Raw genomic sequence first — 17315 nt, 5'->3', positions numbered from 1 at the left:
GCCCCCGGCGCGGCGGGGCCGGCCGGGGGCGAGGGGGTGGGGGCGGGGTTCAGTTGCAGTTCGGCGGGTTGGGGCACTTGTTGGTGTCCCCGGGGTCGGCGGTGAGCCGCCGCGGGGCCGGGCCACCGCCCCCGCCGCCGTCGTCGACCGGGGCCCTGCAGGCCCGGACGCAGGCGACACCGCTGACGAAGATGCCGATCAGAGCGGTACCCACCGCCACTGCCGCCGCCTTTGCCGATCTGGCGCTCATGTGTCCTCCGTGGATTCCGCGGGCCGGTCGCTCCGACCCGCTCCTCCATGCCACCGCCCGCGCCGCCCCAGCCGCATGGGGCAGCGGTCCCGACCCGGTCCCGTTGCGCGAACGGGCGGCCACGCCGCGCACACCCCGGCGCCCCCTCGCACCCGACGCCGGCCGGGCGGGCCGGAGCCGGGCACGCCGGACGGGTGGCAGCGGCGGGCGGCCCGCGCGACGCCACGGCACCCGTCCCCCGCGGCCGAGGAGTGACGGGGTGCCGTGGCGGACGCGGGGATGATCAGAGCAGGGTCGACCAGTAGTACCAGGAGTGACGAACCACTGATCTGACCAGCAGCCCAGCATCTGCGTGCCCCGGTGACCTGTTACGACCCGGCCGTCGGCTGTCAGCGTTGTGCAGTGCTGGACACCCTCGTACGGCCCACAGACGGCCCAGGGGCGAGCGCCTCACCGAGGCGGGCCGGGTCAGATCGGGCCCACGAGGCCGCCGTCCGCGGGGAGTGCATCCCCGGCACGCGTGCCCCTGTATTTCATTGGAGCGCTTGGAGAACCACGGCTGGACTGTCCTACGACTGTCACTCGTTGTCACAGAGTATTTTCCCAGCTCAGGTCCCATGCAGTGACACAGTGACAGCTGTGACAGTGGGCGCGCATAGGGCTGTCACACGGCATTTTCGATCGGCAGGGCCGCTCAGCGCCGTGGCGGTTTCCCTTGAACCTCTGTGTGACTTTTCAAAGACCCCGCAGAGACGGCGTGGGCGGCTCTACCCTGCGTCGTGGAGGCGGTGATGCCGTCGAGTTGGGCCCGAGGGGAGACGGGGATGAGTGCGGAGATTGTCCAGTTGGTGGAGCAGGCCGGCCCGTACCTGGCGTCGGCGGTGAGCGCGTACGGGGGTGCGGTGCTGGCCCGCAGTGAGGATGCCGCCGTGGAGGCCACCGCGAACCTCGGTCGCCGCATCCTGCACACCGTCTTCCGTCGCGGTGGCGAGGGCGAGCAGGCGGCCCTGGAAGCCGCGGTCCGGGACGCCGCCGAGGACCCGCAGGATGCGGACGCGGCGGCCGCCCTACGCCAGCAGATCAAGCGTGCTCTGCGTGAGGACTCCGAGCTGCTCAAGGAACTCGCCGACCTGCTGCCCGCACCGGCCGTCGGAAGCGTGACGATCACTGCCTCCGGCGAGCGTTCGATTGCCGCGCACACCATCGGCACGGCCATCACCGGCGACGGCCACCGCCCCGGCCAGTGACCAGCCCGCACTACGAGGCTGCCGGTGCCGGGGCCATCGCCGCCCAGAGCATCGGGACGGCGATCACGGGTCCGGTGACCGGTCTGCCGGCGGAGGTACTCACCGCGGCCCGCGACCTGCCCGCGCCTGCTGGCCACAGCAACCTGCCGCCCTTCCCGCTATGCCTCGGACGCTCGGACGCCCTTGCCCGGCTCCGCAACACGCTCACCGAGGACAGCGGAACCGCGATCACCCAGGCATCCACCGTCCACGGCCTCGGTGGCATCGGCAAAACCACTCTCGCCCTCGCCTACGCCCACCGCTACCGTCACACCTACAGCCTCATCTGGTGGATTAACGCCGACTCCCCCGGACGCATCGAACAGTCCCTCGCCGACCTCACCCTGAAGCTGTTCCCCGTCTGGGCGGGGAAAGCGTCCCAGGACGAACGCGCTGCGTGGGCGATGACCTGGCTTCAGTGGCATCCCGGCTGGCTGCTGGTCTTCGACAACGTCGAGAACCCCACCGACCTGGCCCCTTACCTCGGCGCCCTCGACGGCGGCCACCACCTGATTACCAGCCGCCGCGCCGCTGGCTGGCCCCGCACTATCCGCACCCTGCCCCTCGGCACCCTCAACCCGGAGGAGGCCGCCGAACTCATCTGCACCTACGCCTGCACCGGCGGCACACCCACACCCCGAGAACTTCAGGACGCCCGCGCCCTGGCCGCCGACCTGGGCCATCTCCCGCTCGCCCTGGAACAAGCCGGCGCCTACCTCGCCCAGAACCCCACCATCACCATCGACGCCTACCGCAAGCGCCTGCCCGCCAAGCTCGACAAAGCCGCCGACGGCATCGACGCCCAACGCACCATCGCCCGCATCTGGTCCCAGACCCTCCAGGCCCTCACCGCACGCAACCCCCACGCCGTCGAGGTCCTCCATACCCTTGCCTGGCTCGCCCCCGACGACATCCCGATCAGCCTCCTCGAAGCCCCCGATACCGACCCGGACGACCTCCACGAAACTCTCGGACTCCTCCGCGCCTACAGCATGGCCACCCTCACCAGGCACACCGTCAGCGTCCACCGCCTCCTCCAGGCGGTCCTGCGCTCGACCGCACCCACTGAACCCGATGACTCACCGGCAGGACGCCATGCAGCCGAAGACGCACTCGTAAGGGCCTTGAGGCCACTCGGTCCCCCGATAACCAGCGAAGCGACTGCTTGGGATGCCCTGATGCCACAACTGATCGCACTCGCCACCACCAGACCACAAAGGCACCATGAGGACCGCGCAGCCGACCTCTACAATGCCGCAGCTCAGCATCTGTACAAGCAGGGCCATGACGCACGCACCGTCCCCCTCCGGAAGGCCGTCCTCGCCCAACGCGAGCAGCACCTCGGCGATACCCACCCCCACACCCTGATCTGCCGCAACAACCTCGCCGGCGCCTACCAGGAGGCAGGGGACCTTCAGCGCGCCATCCCCCTGCACGAGACCGTCCTCGCCCAGTGCGAGCAGCACCTCGGCGACACCCACCCCCACACCCTGCTCAGCCGCATCAACCTCGCCAGTGCCTACCAGGAGGCAGGGGACCTTCAGCGCGCCATCCCCCTGCACGAGACCGTCCTCGCCCAGTGCGAGCAGCACCTCGGCGATACCCACCCCCACACCCTGACTAGCCGCAACAACCTCGCCGGCGCCCACCAGGAGGCAGGGGACCTGGACCGCGCCATCCCCCTGCACGAGACCGTCCTCGCCCAACGCGAGCAGCACCTCGGCGACACCCACCCCGACACCCTGAGCAGCCGCAACAACCTCGCCGGCGCCTACCGGGAGGCAGGGGACCTGGACCGCGCCGTCCCCCTGCACGAGACCGTCCTCGCCCAGTACGAGCAGCACCTCGGCGACACCCACCCCGAGACCCTGATCTGCCGCCACAACGTCGCTGACGCCTACCGGGAGGCAGGGGACCTGGACCGCGCCATCCCCCTCTACGAGACCGTCCTCGCCCAACGCGAGCAGCACCTCGGCGACACCCATCCCCACACCCTGACCAGCCGCCACAACTTCGCCAATGTCTACCAGGAGGCAGGGGACCTGGACCGCGCCATCCCCCTCTACGAGACCGTCCTCGCCCAACGCGAGCAGCACCTCGGCGACACCCACCCCGACACCCTGACCAGCCGCCACAACCTCGCCAGCGCCCACCAGGAGGCAGGGGACCTGGACCGCGCCATCCCCCTGCACGAGACCGTCCTCGCCCAGAGCGAGCAGCACCTCGGCGACACCCACCCCGACACCCTGACCAGCCGCCACAACCTCGCCAGCGCCTACCTGGCCGCTGGGGACCTGGACCGCGCCATCCCCCTGCACGAGACCGTCCTCGCCCAGAGCGAGCAGCACCTCGGCGACACCCACCCCCACACCCTGCTCAGCCGCCACAACCTCGCCAGCGCCTACCGGGAGGCAGGGGACCTGGACCGCGCCATCCCCCTCTACGAGACCGTCCTCGCCCAGAGCGAGCAGCACCTCGGCGACACCCACCCCCACACCCTGCTCAGCCGCCACAACCTCGCCAGTGCCTACCAGGCCGCTGGGGACCTGGACCGCGCCATCCCCCTCTACGAGACCGTCCTCGCCCAGAGCGAGCAGCACCTCGGCGATACCCACCCCAACACCCTGACCAGCCGCAACAACCTCGCCGCAGCGAGGGAGGCAGCGGCCGACACAACTGGGTGAACATGCGGTTCCGCTTGACCCTGCAGCTTTACAGACCACACGCATGAGGGCCGCTGACCTGCGCCGCAGTTGTGATCGAAGTCACCCGTCCCACGCATGCCCCACGGGCTGGTGCTCGGCTCCGAGACAAGGGGGAACCTCTCGAAGTGCTCCAGCCCCCTCCGGACTTCCGGACAGCAGCTTTTGGGCACTGTCCGGTCGCATTTTCCCAGTTCAGCCCGTGTGCCTGGACAGGCCGGACAGTTCACGGTGGATCGGAGTGTCCGGGGAACACGGTCATCATCGCCTTCCACCCTGCGTTCCAACTTTCCTGACCGTCCGTGCTCCAGCCCTCCTGGCGCCCGAACAGCGGCCCTCGTGTTGTCCGGCCTCTCTCGTCAGGTCAACCCACCCACCCGGACAGGCCGGCCACTTCCTCACCAGCAGCGCTGTTCGGCCAGGGCACCGAAACTACCTATCCGGACTGAGACAGTTCCGGACGGTGTCGATGTGGGCCAGCCAGACCCGGGAACAGCTGGACTAGCCTGAACAGGTCAGGCAGAGGTAAGGGGACTCGTGATCAAGTCAAGAAGCGGTACCGCCTACGAAAGCATCGCCAAGGAGCTGTCCGCCGAGATCTCGTCCGGCACCTACCCGCCCGGCGAGCCGCTCCCGTCAAGCTCAGAACTCTGCCAACGCTTCGGCGTAGCACCGATGACGCTGCGCAATGCGCTGAGGCTGCTAGAGAGTCAAGGGGTACTGGCACTGCGCCAGGGACGAGCCCCGCTGGTCCTTGCGCCGGGCGAGGAAGCGGGAAGCAAGCGCGAACAGATCGCGAACCGTCTGCGCGCGGACATCGCGGGAGGGACCTACGCTGCTGGCTCAACTCTGCCGTCCGAGAAGGAGTTGATGCAGGAGCACGGCGCCTCCCGGGACACCATCCGGGCAGCACTCAAGGACTTGGAAGCCGCCGGCATTGTCGTCCGACGGCAAGGGCTGCGTCGACAAGTCGTCGGCGAGACAAGTGAAGCCGACCTGGCCTACCTGAGGACGGCCGCCCGCATTCGCGAGGACATCGAGAGCGGGACGTATCCCCTTGGTGCCGTACTCCCCGGCGCTGAGAGCCTCGGCAGGACATACGGGGTAAGTCGTCCCACCGCCAGCGCTGCCCTGGACCAACTGGAACAGTCAGGCCTGATCGAGCGAACGACAAGCGGCAGACGCCGCGTGACGGAGGCCAACTGATGACGGACCTGGCCCTGGATGAGTTCAGTGTCAGCACCACAACCAAGATCGCTGAGGCTGTCTGCCGCGCCAACGGATGGACCGCCGACTCTGTACGTCTTCTCCGCCTCGGCCAAAATGCCACCTACCGAATCCAGAACCCTCCTTTGGTACTTCGGGTGGCACGCACGAAGAATCGCGATGAGGTCGTGCGAGAGATCGCGGTGGCCCGCTGGCTAGCCACACACGACTACCCGGCGACGCGAGTAGCCGATGACATTGCGCCGGGCCAACCCATCGAGTGCGCTGGCCGATTTGCAAGCATCTGGAAGCTCCTAGAGGAGTCGGACGTCCAGCCCGGAATGGACGACCTGGCTCACCTCCTGAGGAAGCTCCACGCACTTCCCGTGCCGCCCAGCCTAGAACTGCCTGTGTTCGACCCGCTCAGTCGGATTCCAGAACGGATCGCCGCTGCACCGAATTCAGTGGGAGGATCCGACAGAAAGTTCCTAATTCGCTACGGCGAGGAACTTAAAGCCGCTTATGACGGACTGACATTCAACCTTGCCGGCGGCCCCATCCACTCGGATGCTCATCTCGGAAATCTGCTCCGCGCAACGGACGGAACCACGCACCTCGTTGATCTGGAATACTTCGCCGAGGGACCTCGCGAATGGGATCTAATGCTTCCCGCAGCCTACCGCTACGGATTCAACTGGATCTCCGCCGAGGAATACGATCGTTTCGTATCGATCTACGGCTACGACGTCTCTCGGGATCCTTGCTTTCCTGTCCTCCGGGCGATCCGCGAGCTGAACATGACGCTCTGGATCATGCAGAACGTTGACCACGGAGACAGCATCCGTGCTGAGTTCGGACAGCGCGTTTCGGACCTCAAGAACCCATCTTCCGAACGTCACTGGAAGCGGTTCTAGCGTAGTCGACAGCGGACCTAGGTCTGAAGGATGCCCGCTGCATTCCTGTGGAACTCTTCAACGCGCGCCTCCTTCCGGTATGGCTGAAGCCGTGCAAGGAAATCCCGGATGTAGGCAGTGGTTCGTACGGACTGAAGCCCTTCCCTTGCCACGTCAACCACGTCGCTCGCGATCGAGAGACCCTGATCCAACTCTCCGCGCGCGATGTGGGACGTGGCTAGCACCGTTCGCACGAACGTCATGCTTCGGACGTACTGGCTGCCATGCATCGCCATAGCCTGGCCGGCAAATTCGGCAGACAGGTCGGGCTTTCCCAGTTCGCGAAAGCAATGAGCATGCTCTGCCGCTAACTCCGCCTCGTCGAAGTAGTGCAGCCAATACGGGTCGTTCTGTGGAGAGCGCTGCTCAAAATAGGTTTCCGCAAGCGCAAGGGCGCGAATGCATGCCACTTCGTCCCCCTTCGAGGCCAAGGCTCTAGCTTCCATTGCGTGAAACAGAGCCATACCAGTCGCGGTGGCAGCCCCGGCCGCTCCTCGCGCCGCAGTGCGCGCAAGGTTGACAGCCCGATCAAAGTCGCCGAGAAAGTTAGCCTGATGGCTCATTCCCGCGAGGATCCGCCCACCGAGCGCCCGGTTCCCCGCGGCCTGAGCGAGTCGGAGAGCCTGCGCGAAATACCGCTGCGCTGCCCCATGCATCCCCATGTCATATGAGGACCATGCGATGAGCCGCAGTAGTGCAGCGCCTTCCTCATGAAGCGCTCGCCCTACTTGAGTTTCGGGATTTGCCGTTCTAAGAGCCGGCGCCACACCACTCTCGAAATACGTGAGGAATGCTTGACGCGCATGTCCGCCACCAAACCGGTAGTCAATCTGGGCAAACGACTTGGTGGTGTAGCGGACCGCAATTGCAGGACTCACAGGCGATAGCTCTCGCGGGTCGATGCTCTGCGCGCCATCAGGGGCAAGCAACCACTGCACCATCAGGTCAGTCCATGCCTCTGACGAGACACCCGGCAGGATCGGGGTGACACTCCCCGCAAGATCGGCTCGGATCATCGAAAGGGCAGCCTCGACCCCACCTGCTGCGGCCTCCGCATAGGTCGGCTCAGGGAAGGCTGGCCCTTCCGCGCTCTCCATGCCGATGTCCACCAGCGACACCGGCCGTCCAAGCTTGCGAGACAGGGCCGTAGCAATGAACTGCGGTACCGCTCCACGCGGTTGCGACCCGTCAAGCCAGCGCCGGACGGACACGTGATCGTAGGAGACGCTTACGCCCGCCTCGCCGGCGACCGCCACGACGTGCCGCGCGAGACGCTGGTTTGAGAGCTGAGCCAACGTCAGCATGCTTGCGAGCTTCAGGTTCGGTTGCTTCGTCGCCATCAGTCCCCCCGGCGGCTTCGGTCCACGATCGGAGCGTGGGGCGAACATCCTTCCACCAATCAGATCCCGTGGAAACCGCGGCGCGCACCCCCAAACGCACCCCCCGCGAACATCATCACCGGCCCGCGCACGCTGCCGGATTCGACGCCCCCAAGGTTCTCTGGTGTCAGCCCGCCGGACCACCCGGATCAAAGGATCTCCGCGAACAGCTTGACGCGGAGTCAGGCCTGTGTCTGTAATAGCGATGTACGGACTTCGCTAGTACAGAGCGGCGGGGTTGGTGGCCCTTCTTTGGGCTGCCTGAGCAGTACCGATGCGCCCGGAGGGGTGGTTTGACAGCCCCCTGAAGGCAGTGCCCGGACCTTGAGAACTGAAGAGTGATCGTGCGGGACCGACGCGAGGGCGGCGGTCGCGGCAGGCATCTAGGCCGAGAGGCCGGAGGTGAACCGCCGTGACGAACGAAGCCCTCCCCCTACGCAGTGGCGTGCCGCCCCGGGCTCGGGGTGTGGGGATGGACGGGATGCTGGCCAGGCCGATTCGTACGGCTGGCTGGCGATCCGAGAGACCAGCGGAGTCCCAGAGCACGTGGCGGGATGAGACAGACCGCCCCCGAGGCGACCGGGTGACGTCGCCGGCGGCCGCGAGCCACGCAGCACCCCTTTGGCCGGGGTGCGCCGCCCTGCTGGTGCTGAGCAGAGAGGAAGCACCGGACCAGGCCCGAGAGACCTGACGCCCGTAGGCCGGGCGCCCCCAACCGCTCGCCCCGTCAGGGGCTTTGACGCGAGGAGCCTGCCATGAGCAAGGCCCGAATCCATACCGAGCCCCGCCGCTGACCAGCGAGGCGGGGCTCACCGACCTCTGGTCGCCCTACCAGCGATCACGGCTCCCGACGCGCGCCGCCTGCCGGACCGGGCGGCTGGGACGCGCCGGGTTCCGTGGCCGCTCGTCGAGCGCCGATCTCACACAACGGCCGCGGCCCCGGTGGTGCAACACCGGGGCCGCCCAGGGCCGTTCCTTCGAAGGGAAACCACGACCCATGCGCATTATCGTCGCAGGCCAGCACGCGGCCTCCAAGGAGGAGTTCGCGGAGCTGGCGCTCGGTATCGACACCGAGCTGTTCACCGGGCCCGCCGGCCCCGAGTCCACCGCCAACCGAGTCGCGCGGTTGGCCGCCGCGAACGACATCCTTGCGGTCCTGCGTTGGGAGGACCCGGACCTGGCCGCCCACGCCGAGCACCTGATGCGGCGGGCCGAGCCGAAGCCCGCCGCTCCGACCGCCCCCGCCCACCTGGTCCTGCTCATCGGCGGGGTCCCGGGTTCGGGCAAGCACCTGCCGGTCGCCTCGTTGCTCGGGCAGGTGGCGGCATGAGCGCCCGTATCGTGCGCCGCGGGATTCGCGGCACTGTCGTGCCGACCCTGACCGGCCGCCCCGCCCAGCCGCTTGCCGAGTTCATCCCGGCCCCCGGCAGTGGCCTGCCCGGCGCCGCCTGCACCGGCGTGGACCCGGACCTGTTCTTCCCCGACGACGGCGACGAGGGCGCGTTTGCCGAGCGCCGCGCGCGGCAGATCTGTGCCGGATGCTCGGTGCGGGAGCGGTGCCTGGCCATGGCGATGGACCGCCGCGAGCCGTACGGCATCTTCGGTGGCCTCGACGAGACCGAGCGCCGGGCGCTGGCCCGCAAGCAGCGCCGCGCGGGGAGGGTCGCGTGATGGCCCACGCCAAGCGCCTCTGGTGGGCGGCGGGGCTCCTCGCTCTGGCCTTCCCCGCCGCCGCCAAGACCGTTCTCGCTGTGGTCGCCGCGATCGCCGCGGTGCTGCTGGCCCACCCGTCGGGCACGTGCGCGTTGGGGGCGGTGCTGCTGCTGGTGAGCATGCTGCCCGCGCTTTGCCGCCGCGCCCACCGGGCCCGTCGCCGCCGTGAGTTGCGCGGCCTGATGTCCGCGATCCGCTTCGACCTCGCCGGAGGGACCCGATGAGTGTCACCGAGCTGCGGCCCACCGGCCGCACCCGCCCCGCCGCGAAGACGGCCACCAAGGAAGCCGCCGAGGCCGAGGCCCTGCGCGCCAAGACCGAGGCCGCGAAGGCGGCCGCCGACATTGCCAACCAGCTCAAGGCCGCGAAGGTCGCCGGTGAGATCGCCAAGGGCGAGGCCGAGGCCCACGAGATCCGTCAGGAGGCCGCCGACCGGCGGGCGGAGGCCGCCCGCCAGCGGGCCGAGGCCCAGGCCGCCCGCGAGAAGGCCGCGCTGTCGGCCGAGCAGTGGCGCAGGTCCGCGAAGGCCATCGCGATCACCTGCGTGATCGTCTCCCTGCCGTTGCAGATGATGGCGTTCTGGTCGCCCGCCGCGCCGTTTCTGCTGGCCGCGCCGCTGGTCCTGGAGGGCCTGGCGTGGGCGCTGCTCAAGGGCGCCGAGGCCGCGATCGACGAGGGCCGCCCGTCCTGGCACTACCGGGCCCTGGCCGGGGCGGTCGCGCTGTTCGCCGCTGCCGTCAACTACCTCCACGGATCCTCCGAGTTCGGGCTCGGCACCGGGCTCGGCGGGGCGTTCTGCTCGCTGGCTGGCCCGATGGTCTGGGACCTGCACGAGCACGGCCGTATCCTCAAGCGCAACGCCCGCAGGACCCGCCGCGAACTCCGCGAGGAAGCACGCAGGCTCGCCGCCGAGGCCGCCGAGAAGAAGGCCGCCGAACAGCGGGAGACCGACGAGCGCGACGCCCGCGAGGTATCGCGTTCCGTGCAGTGGCCGCAGGTGTGGGAGCGGGCCGTCGCCCTCGCCGCCGCGCTCGGCGAACTGCACCCCAGCGACGCCACGTGGAAGCGCGCGTGGGACGACGTCCAGGGCACCACGCTCGGCGACACCGCCGCCGTCATCGCCGCCCGCGTGGCCGCCAAGGCCGCCGTGAAGGACGCCACCAAGGACTCGGCAAACCAGGGTGAAAAGGCTGAAAAGCCGCAGGTCGATTCCCAGATGCCCGCCCCCGCGAAGAGCACGCGTGTGCGGGCGACGGATGGGCGCCGCAACAACGGCGGAACCCCGCCCCGGCGCCGCGCCGGCGACACCCTCGCCTTCTCCCCGGCCGCCCGCCGCGCCATGTCCCTGACCGCCCGCAGGCAGGGCCGCCCCTCCGCCTGACACACCCTCCCGAGGAGACAGCCATGACCTTCAACACCGGTGACGAGGTGCTGATCGTGTCCTGCGAGGACGACCCCCGGGCCACCGGACGGACCGGCCGGATCGTCGACGAGGTGCCGCCGGGCCCGCTCACGAACGGTCGGTGGACCGTCAACCGGATCGGGTGGCTGATCGCCCCGGTCCTGTGCCACGCCCACGAGCTGCGTCCCACGGGCCGCTGACCGCACACGCGGCCTGACAACGCCAACCCCGGAGCGGCCGCCCAGCTTGCCGGCACGACGGCCGCCCCGGGCCCCTTCACCTGCACAACTACCGCTGCGAGGAAGGACCGCCAGTGAACCACGAGGAGCACGCCCCGAACGACCTGCCCGACCCTGGCCCCGCCGAGCCCCTCGGCGAGGTGCTGCCGTTCCCCGACCGCTTCGCCAAGACCAGCCCCACCCCCGAGCCCGCGCCCGCCCCCGCAGAGACCGCGCCCGCGCCGGACTCGGTCTACATGCCCGCCGATGCCCCGCCCGCGCCGGCTGCGGCGGCCGTCATCGCGGCGGCAGAGCGGGCGGATCTGGCCGGGGACCGGCCGCTGATCCCCGCGTGGATCCGCACCCCCGAGGGCCGTCGCACCATGGCCCGGGCGCGCCTCACGCAGACGCGTCGCACCGCCCGCCGCTGGGCCTCCCGGCAGCTCACCGCCCGCGGGCACGCCGCCCAGACCGCGCGCGGCATCCGGCGCTCGCACCAGTGGACGGCCGGCTTCGAGGGCGCCCACGTCCAGGCCGCCGCCCACCAGGCACACATCGCCACCCGCGAGGCCCGTGACCTGGCGCGCCGGGCCCGCTTCACCCTGCTGCCCGGCGACCGGGCGCTCGCCCAGAAGAACAGCGAGGCCGCGCTCGCCGTCGCCATGGCGGCGGTCGCCGCGCACCGGAAGGCCAAGTCCAACCGGCGCCGCGTGCGCTTCCTGCGCGCCCTGATCGCCTACGGCATCCCGCTCGTCGTCGTCCTGACCGCCTACGTCGCCCTCGGTGCCACCGGCCTCGCCCTCGGCGCGCTGACCGTGTTCTCCGTCGAGGCGTTCATCGGCCGGCGCCCGGACCGTGAGACCCGGTGGGACGCGGACGTGCGCTCCCTGTCGGACGGCGACCCGATGACCGAGTCCATGCTCGACCGGGCGTTCAAGGCCGCTCGCGTGATCGGCGACTCCCAGCGCCTGGCCATGGTCACCCCGTGTGCCGTCGACCCGGCCGTGCCGAACGCCTGGCACGCCGTCATCGACCTGCCGGACGTGACGGTGAAGAGGGCCCGCGACAAGGTCGACGAGATCGCCGCCGCGATGGGCATCGACCGCACCAACCTCGACATCCGCCAGGTCGGCTCCAACGGGCGGCGCATGGCCGTCTGGGCGTGCGGGCAGGACCCGTTCCTTGCCACCCGCCGCAACCCGCTCGTCGCCGGCCGCGCCAAGTCCGTGAACACCTGGCGCGACGGCTTCCCGCTCGCGTTCGACAAGCGGGGCAACGTCCTGCGCCCGACGCTGTCGGACTACTCGTTCCTGTTCGCCGGGGCCACCCGCTCCGGCAAGGGCATGGGACTCGCCAACCTTCTGGCCGCCGCGATGCTCGACCCCCGGGTGAGGATCCGGCTGTTCGACGGCAAGGGCGCCGGCGAGTACGTTCCCCACGCCCGCGCGCTCGCGACGTTCGTGCGCCGCAACCCCAGGCGGCTGGTTAAGTTCCTGCGCCTCATGGTCGAGGAGATGAACCGCCGCACCGAGATCCTCGTCGAGGCAGGCCTGTCCAAGGCGAACGAGAAGCTGATCGACAGGCTCGGCGGCATCGAGCTGGTCATCATCGACGAACTCGCCACCTACACCGCCAAGAACGGGCCGAGCGGCAAGTACGCGGAGGAGATCACCGAACTCCTCGCCCAGATCGCGGCCGTCGGTGCCGCCGTCGGCATCGTCCTCGCGCTGGCTACCCAGTACCCCGAGGCGGAGATCGTCACCCCACGCCTGCGCGGCAACCTCGCCGCCCGCATGGCCATGCGCGTGGAGTCCCCCGGCGCGTCCAACGTCGTCCTCGGTGACGGCATGGTCGGCCAGGGCTACGACGCGTCCAAGATCCCGGTCGAGAAGACCAGCCGCGGCCGGGCGTGGCTGACCACCCCCGACACCGGCGTCATCGAGGTCCGCTCGCTGTTCATCGACGAGAACGCGGGCGAGATCCTGCCGCTCATCGAGCGCGGTATCGAACTGCGCGAGGCGGCCGGGTGCCTGCCCGGCCACCACGAGGACCCGGTCGAGGCCGCCATGGCCGACCTGACCGGGGTGAGCGCCGCCGCCGGCGGCCCCGACGGCCTCGGCACCGTCATCCGCCGCACCGTCCTCGACCACATGCTCACCGCCGCCGAGGCCACCGGCCACAGCGCCATCGCCAGCTCCGACCTGCTCGCCCACCTCGCCACGGTCGACCCCGCCCGCTACCGGCGCGGCCCCGCCGAGACCGAGGCCGCCTGGCTCTCGCGCACCGGCAAGACCCTCAAGGCCCAGCTCGCCGACCTCGGCGCCCCCGTCGAGGCAGCCCGGATCACCCTGTCCGACGGCTCCCGCCCCAGCGGCTTCGAGCTGGCCGCCCTGCGCAAGGCCGCCACCGACCTCGACGCCAACGACTGACCGCACGCCTGATTCATCCCGCTTCACACCCCCGACAGGCCCCTGCCGCCGCCGGGAAACCCGCAGGTCACAGCCTTGCGGACCCTGCCCCGACCCCTGCCGCTCCCGGCCGTCCGAACCCCGTTCCGGGCAGGGGTCGGCAGGGGTCCGCCGCCGACCGGCACCCCTGCGACCTGCGGTTTTCTCCGCCCGGCAGGGGTCCGTCAGGGCACCCCGGGCCACCCGAACCACCCCAAACCGACCTCCCGGAAGGGAGTCCGCCCATGGTCCTCACCGTGTCCGCCGCCGTGTTCTTCGGCGCCGTCCTGACCGTCATGCTGCGCGCCAAGGCCGTCTCGGTCGGCGGCGCGCTCGTCGCCGCGCTGTTCGGCTTCTACCTCGCCTCCACCGGCGTCGCACCCGCGATCAACGACGCCATCGCCAACCTCGTCCGCGCCCTGCCTGGCGCGCACTGACACGGGGGCCCGCGATGACCATCACCCTCGCCAGCCTGCTGCCGGACCTGGCGTTCGTGGCCGACGGCGGCGAGCTCGTCCGCGAGATCGAACGCTACCTCGCCGCCCTCCCCACCCCCGCCCGCATCGCCGTGCCCGCCATCTGCGCGCTCGGCCAGGCCCCCGTCGCCTGGGACCTCGGCATGACCCGCCCCCGGCCCACCCTCCTCGACCGCGCCCGCCGCCGCACCCCCGCCCCGGTCCCGATCGACACCGCCACCCACCTGCGCCTCGTCTCCCGCTACCTCACCGTCCACGGCTGGACCCAGGGCCGCCTGTTCGACGAGACCGGCCGCGCCTGCATTCTCGGCGCCCAACTCGCCGTCCTCGCCGCCGGATACGGCACCCAGGCAACCGCCATGAACGCCCGTTGCCACCTCATGGAGCAGTTCACCGCCCAGGACCGGACCGTGCGCTCCGTCGACCAGTGGAACGACGCCCCCACCCGCACCTGCGCCCAGGTCCACCGCCAGCTCGACATCGCCCACTCCCGCGCCACCCGTCGCTGACCAGGAAGGCCCTTGCCGTGCCCGCCACCAGCACCCTCGAACTCGACCCCGCCGGCCCCTACCTCCTGCGCCGCAGGACCGCCCGCCTGCTGCCCGAGGCCGCCGCCCTCGTCACCGGCCACATGCGCGAGCCCATGCCGCCCACCCTCGTCCGCCTCACCCACCCCGGCCAGTGGGGACCCGCCGTCATCCGCGCCACCGGAGGCGACCCCACCTGGTGGCGCGCCATGCGCGAGACCCAGCACCTGCGCCGCACCGCACACGAGTCCACCGGCATGACCGTGCCCACCCACGACGGCCACGCCCTCGTCCTGCTCCACGCCGACGCCGTCCGCAACGAGGGCCAGCTCCTGCCCACCCTCGTCCACGAACTCGTCCACGCCGTCCAGATGGGCCGCCCTGCCACCGCCGCCGGCACCCTCGCCCGCAACCGCCACCACCTCGGCCTCGACCGCCAGAGTCACCGGTGGCTCGCCGACCACGACGCCGCCATTGCCCGCGACGAGACCGAGGCCTACCGCCTCGAACACCTCCTCGCCGCCAACTGAGCTTCACGAAACAGGAGTTAGCGACATGCGTGACGGCTTCGACTACGCAGACCACCCGACCCGCGAGGAGGAGAAGGCGGCGGAGATCGCCCTCGACCTCGCCGACGAACAGCGCCGCGCCAAGGAAGGGCAGGCCGCCGGCCCCCGGCCCGGCCACACCGAGATGTGCGAGGGCTGCCACGGCACCGGCGGCGGTTACGAGGACGAGGTCTGGGACGACGAGGCTGGCGACGTCGTCACCGTCGAGCACGACCACTGCCCCGAGTGCGGCGGCTGCGGCTACTACGACTGCGACGGCACCTGCGAGTTCGCCCAGGACCCCGACGCGTCCTGACCCGGCCTGTGCCGACCGCCGTTCCGCCCGGACCACCGCCGCAGCCGGCGGCGCGGGTCCGGGTGGTGCGGGGGACGGGCAGACCCGCTCCCGACACCCCAGCGCCTCTGGAGGCCCCCGTGTCCGTGGGAGAGACCCCGATCACCGTCGTCGGCAACCTCACCGACGACCCCGAACTGCGCTTCACCAACACCGGCGTGGCGATGGCCCGCTTCACCATCGCCTCCACCCCGCGCACCTACGACAAGAACACCGGCCAGTGGCGCGACGGCACCGCGCTGTTCCTGCGCGCCACCGCCTGGCGCGAGATCGCCGAACACGCCACCGAGACGCTGACCAAGGGCATGCGCGTGGTCGCCACCGGCCGCCTCGTCCAGCACAACTGGCAGACCCCCGAGGGCGAGAACCGCTCCATGCTCGGCCTCGACGTCGAGGACATCGGCCCCAGCCTCAAGTTCGCCACCGCCAAGGTCACCAAGGCCAGCCGCCCCGGCGGAAACGGCCCGGCCCCGCAGGCCGACCCCTGGTCCACCGCCACCCCGCTCTCGGCCGCTGCCGGTGGCGGCTGGGGCGCCAGCGCCCCGGCCGGCGGTCCGGACGAGCCCCCGTTCTAGGCGGCCCGGCGCCGGACAGCACGAAACCCCGCAGCAGACGGCCATCCCGGCAAGGTCGTCCGGCTGCTGCGGGGCCCATCCGATCCCCTCGCAGAGATCAGGACCCCCAGCATGCCCGAGTTCAACGACTCCACGCTCGTCGTCATCGACGACACCTACGACCGGGAGCGTGCCTCCGACGGTCGCTCCCGCTATGGCGCGTACCTCGCCGCCCGCACTGACCAGCTCCTCGACGACGGCGCCCCGATGGACGCCGCCTCGTTCGCCGTCGCCGCCTGGCGCATCGCCTCCGGCCCCGTCATGGCCCCCGGCTACCTGTGCATCCGCCCCGACCTCGCCGCCCTGGTCCCGGTCGTCACCGACAACTATCGGATGATGCTGCGCATCGAGGTCCCCGTGCGGCACCGCGCCCTGGCCGAGCGGCCCGCGCGCCTGGCGGACTGGTCCGCCGCCCGGCCCGTGTGGGGGGACGAGCGGTGGCCGTGCCTCACCGAGCCCGAGCCGGAGAGCGCCGGCCGTCCCGCGCTGCTCGTCACCGCCACCCTGCTCGTGCCCGTCCCGGCCGGGATCCTCACCGAGCCCAGCGCCTGCCGTCCGGGCCCGGTCATGACCCGCGAGGCCAAGGCCGCCGTCAAGGCCCTGGCCGCACACGCCAACGCCCACGCCCACCTCGTCACGGACCTCGTCGGAGGCACCCGATGAACGCCCTCCTGCGTGTGGCCGGCCCCGATCGCACCGCGGCCCACACCCACAGGCTTGCCCGCCAGCTCACGGCCATGGACGGCCTCGCCCCGGCGGCCGCCCTGCGTCTGGCCCGCGAGCGGGTCGAGGCGGGCGACCCGCTCGCCGTCGCCGCCCCGGGCCAGGTCTGGGCCCTGCTCCCCGGCATCGGCGAGGACGACGCCCCGGCGTACGCGCTCGGGATCCTCGCCCGCACCACCCAGCCGCCCGCCCTGCTCGCCCAGGACGAGCACGGCACCGTCGAGACCCTGCCCCTCGACGTCCTCGACCTCTTCCACCTCGTCTCCTGGACGGAGGAACCGTGGGCCTGACCTATATCGACTTCTGCGGCGCCGGCGGCAGCAGCACCGGCTCTACCACCGTGGTGGAGGCCATCACGGGGGACGAGCTGGCCACGGGATGGGCCTCGTGAGCGGCCGCACCCCGCCGCTCGGCGACACCGGCGGCCTGTGGCAGGCCGTCCTCGCGGCCGCCGCCGGCCGCTGCCAGTGCCGCGGCACCTGCGGCAAGAACCACGCCAAGGACGGCGGGCGCTGC

The 17315-nt window shown here is 70.9% G+C and carries 19 protein-coding genes; 17 read left to right on the top strand and 2 right to left on the bottom strand.

Annotated features, from left to right (window positions below; genetic code table 11):
• Window positions 1-49: 49 nt before the first annotated feature.
• Entirely contained in the window at window positions 50-250 is a 201-nt protein-coding gene (locus tag ACWEQL_RS33545) for a hypothetical protein (RefSeq protein ID WP_452154158.1), read from the bottom strand.
• An 824-nt stretch (window positions 251-1074) separates the two neighbouring features.
• Between ACWEQL_RS33545 and ACWEQL_RS33540 the strand changes: the two genes are divergently transcribed.
• The 4 genes from ACWEQL_RS33540 (at window position 1075) to ACWEQL_RS33525 (ending at window position 6358) form a co-directional block, all read left to right on the top strand.
• Window positions 1075-1497 carry a hypothetical protein gene (locus ACWEQL_RS33540; protein ID WP_452154157.1) on the top strand — a complete coding sequence of 141 codons (423 nt, stop codon included), beginning with the start codon at window positions 1075-1077 and terminating at the stop codon, window positions 1495-1497.
• On the top strand, window positions 1494-4220 hold the full coding sequence (locus tag ACWEQL_RS33535) for a tetratricopeptide repeat protein (RefSeq protein ID WP_452154156.1): 2727 nt from the start codon (window positions 1494-1496) through the stop codon (window positions 4218-4220). Before ACWEQL_RS33540 ends, ACWEQL_RS33535 begins: the two co-directional genes overlap by 4 nt.
• A 555-nt stretch (window positions 4221-4775) precedes the next feature.
• On the top strand, window positions 4776-5444 hold the full coding sequence (locus ACWEQL_RS33530; protein WP_452154155.1) for a GntR family transcriptional regulator: 669 nt from the start codon (window positions 4776-4778) through the stop codon (window positions 5442-5444).
• Entirely contained in the window at window positions 5444-6358 is a 915-nt protein-coding gene (locus tag ACWEQL_RS33525; RefSeq protein ID WP_452154154.1) for a phosphotransferase enzyme family protein, read from the top strand. Before ACWEQL_RS33530 ends, ACWEQL_RS33525 begins: the two co-directional genes overlap by 1 nt.
• Before the next feature lie 17 nt (window positions 6359-6375).
• Here ACWEQL_RS33525 and ACWEQL_RS33520 read toward each other — a convergent pair whose 3' ends face one another.
• Entirely contained in the window at window positions 6376-7737 is a 1362-nt protein-coding gene (locus ACWEQL_RS33520; RefSeq protein ID WP_452154153.1) for a hypothetical protein, read from the bottom strand.
• 1036 nt (window positions 7738-8773) lie between these two features.
• Here ACWEQL_RS33520 and ACWEQL_RS33515 point away from each other — a divergent pair.
• The 13 genes from ACWEQL_RS33515 (at window position 8774) to ACWEQL_RS33455 (ending at window position 17089) form a co-directional block, all read left to right on the top strand.
• Complete coding sequence (locus tag ACWEQL_RS33515) at window positions 8774-9106, top strand: hypothetical protein (RefSeq protein WP_452154152.1); 333 nt, start codon at window positions 8774-8776, stop codon at window positions 9104-9106.
• A complete protein-coding gene (locus tag ACWEQL_RS33510) occupies window positions 9103-9447 on the top strand; it encodes a WhiB family transcriptional regulator (RefSeq protein WP_452154151.1) in 345 nt (114 codons plus the stop codon). Before ACWEQL_RS33515 ends, ACWEQL_RS33510 begins: the two co-directional genes overlap by 4 nt.
• On the top strand, window positions 9447-9713 hold the full coding sequence (locus ACWEQL_RS33505) for a hypothetical protein (RefSeq protein WP_452154150.1): 267 nt from the start codon (window positions 9447-9449) through the stop codon (window positions 9711-9713). The genes ACWEQL_RS33510 and ACWEQL_RS33505 overlap by 1 nt, the downstream gene beginning before the upstream one ends.
• Window positions 9710-10870, top strand: coding sequence for a hypothetical protein (locus ACWEQL_RS33500; protein WP_452154149.1), 1161 nt, complete (start codon window positions 9710-9712; stop codon window positions 10868-10870). Before ACWEQL_RS33505 ends, ACWEQL_RS33500 begins: the two co-directional genes overlap by 4 nt.
• A 23-nt stretch (window positions 10871-10893) precedes the next feature.
• Complete coding sequence (locus ACWEQL_RS33495) at window positions 10894-11091, top strand: hypothetical protein (RefSeq protein ID WP_452154148.1); 198 nt, start codon at window positions 10894-10896, stop codon at window positions 11089-11091.
• Window positions 11092-11204: 113 nt separating this feature from the next.
• Window positions 11205-13538 (top strand): FtsK/SpoIIIE domain-containing protein, encoded by a 2334-nt coding sequence (locus ACWEQL_RS33490; RefSeq protein ID WP_452154147.1) that lies wholly within the window; start codon window positions 11205-11207, stop codon window positions 13536-13538.
• A 263-nt stretch (window positions 13539-13801) separates the two neighbouring features.
• Window positions 13802-13993 (top strand): hypothetical protein, encoded by a 192-nt coding sequence (locus ACWEQL_RS33485; protein ID WP_452154146.1) that lies wholly within the window; start codon window positions 13802-13804, stop codon window positions 13991-13993.
• A 14-nt stretch (window positions 13994-14007) separates the two neighbouring features.
• Window positions 14008-14541: a DUF6197 family protein gene (locus ACWEQL_RS33480; protein WP_452154145.1), complete on the top strand. Its 534-nt coding sequence runs from the start codon at window positions 14008-14010 to the stop codon at window positions 14539-14541.
• 17 nt (window positions 14542-14558) lie between these two features.
• The gene (locus tag ACWEQL_RS33475; protein WP_452154144.1) at window positions 14559-15089 is read left to right on the top strand and encodes a hypothetical protein; all 531 of its coding nucleotides are present in this window, start codon (window positions 14559-14561) and stop codon (window positions 15087-15089) included.
• A 25-nt stretch (window positions 15090-15114) separates the two neighbouring features.
• Entirely contained in the window at window positions 15115-15423 is a 309-nt protein-coding gene (locus ACWEQL_RS33470) for a hypothetical protein (RefSeq protein ID WP_452154143.1), read from the top strand.
• Window positions 15424-15542: 119 nt separating this feature from the next.
• Window positions 15543-16037, top strand: a complete 495-nt coding sequence (locus tag ACWEQL_RS33465) for a single-stranded DNA-binding protein (RefSeq protein WP_452154142.1) — start codon at window positions 15543-15545, stop codon at window positions 16035-16037.
• A gap of 111 nt (window positions 16038-16148) precedes the next feature.
• The gene (locus tag ACWEQL_RS33460) at window positions 16149-16739 is read left to right on the top strand and encodes a hypothetical protein (protein WP_452154141.1); all 591 of its coding nucleotides are present in this window, start codon (window positions 16149-16151) and stop codon (window positions 16737-16739) included.
• Window positions 16736-17089 carry a hypothetical protein gene (locus ACWEQL_RS33455; protein ID WP_452154140.1) on the top strand — a complete coding sequence of 118 codons (354 nt, stop codon included), beginning with the start codon at window positions 16736-16738 and terminating at the stop codon, window positions 17087-17089. The genes ACWEQL_RS33460 and ACWEQL_RS33455 overlap by 4 nt, the downstream gene beginning before the upstream one ends.
• Window positions 17090-17315 lie beyond the last annotated feature (226 nt).

Source organism: Kitasatospora sp. NPDC004240 (genome assembly GCF_053603215.1).
This window is presented reverse-complemented; position numbering and strand designations above follow the sequence as displayed.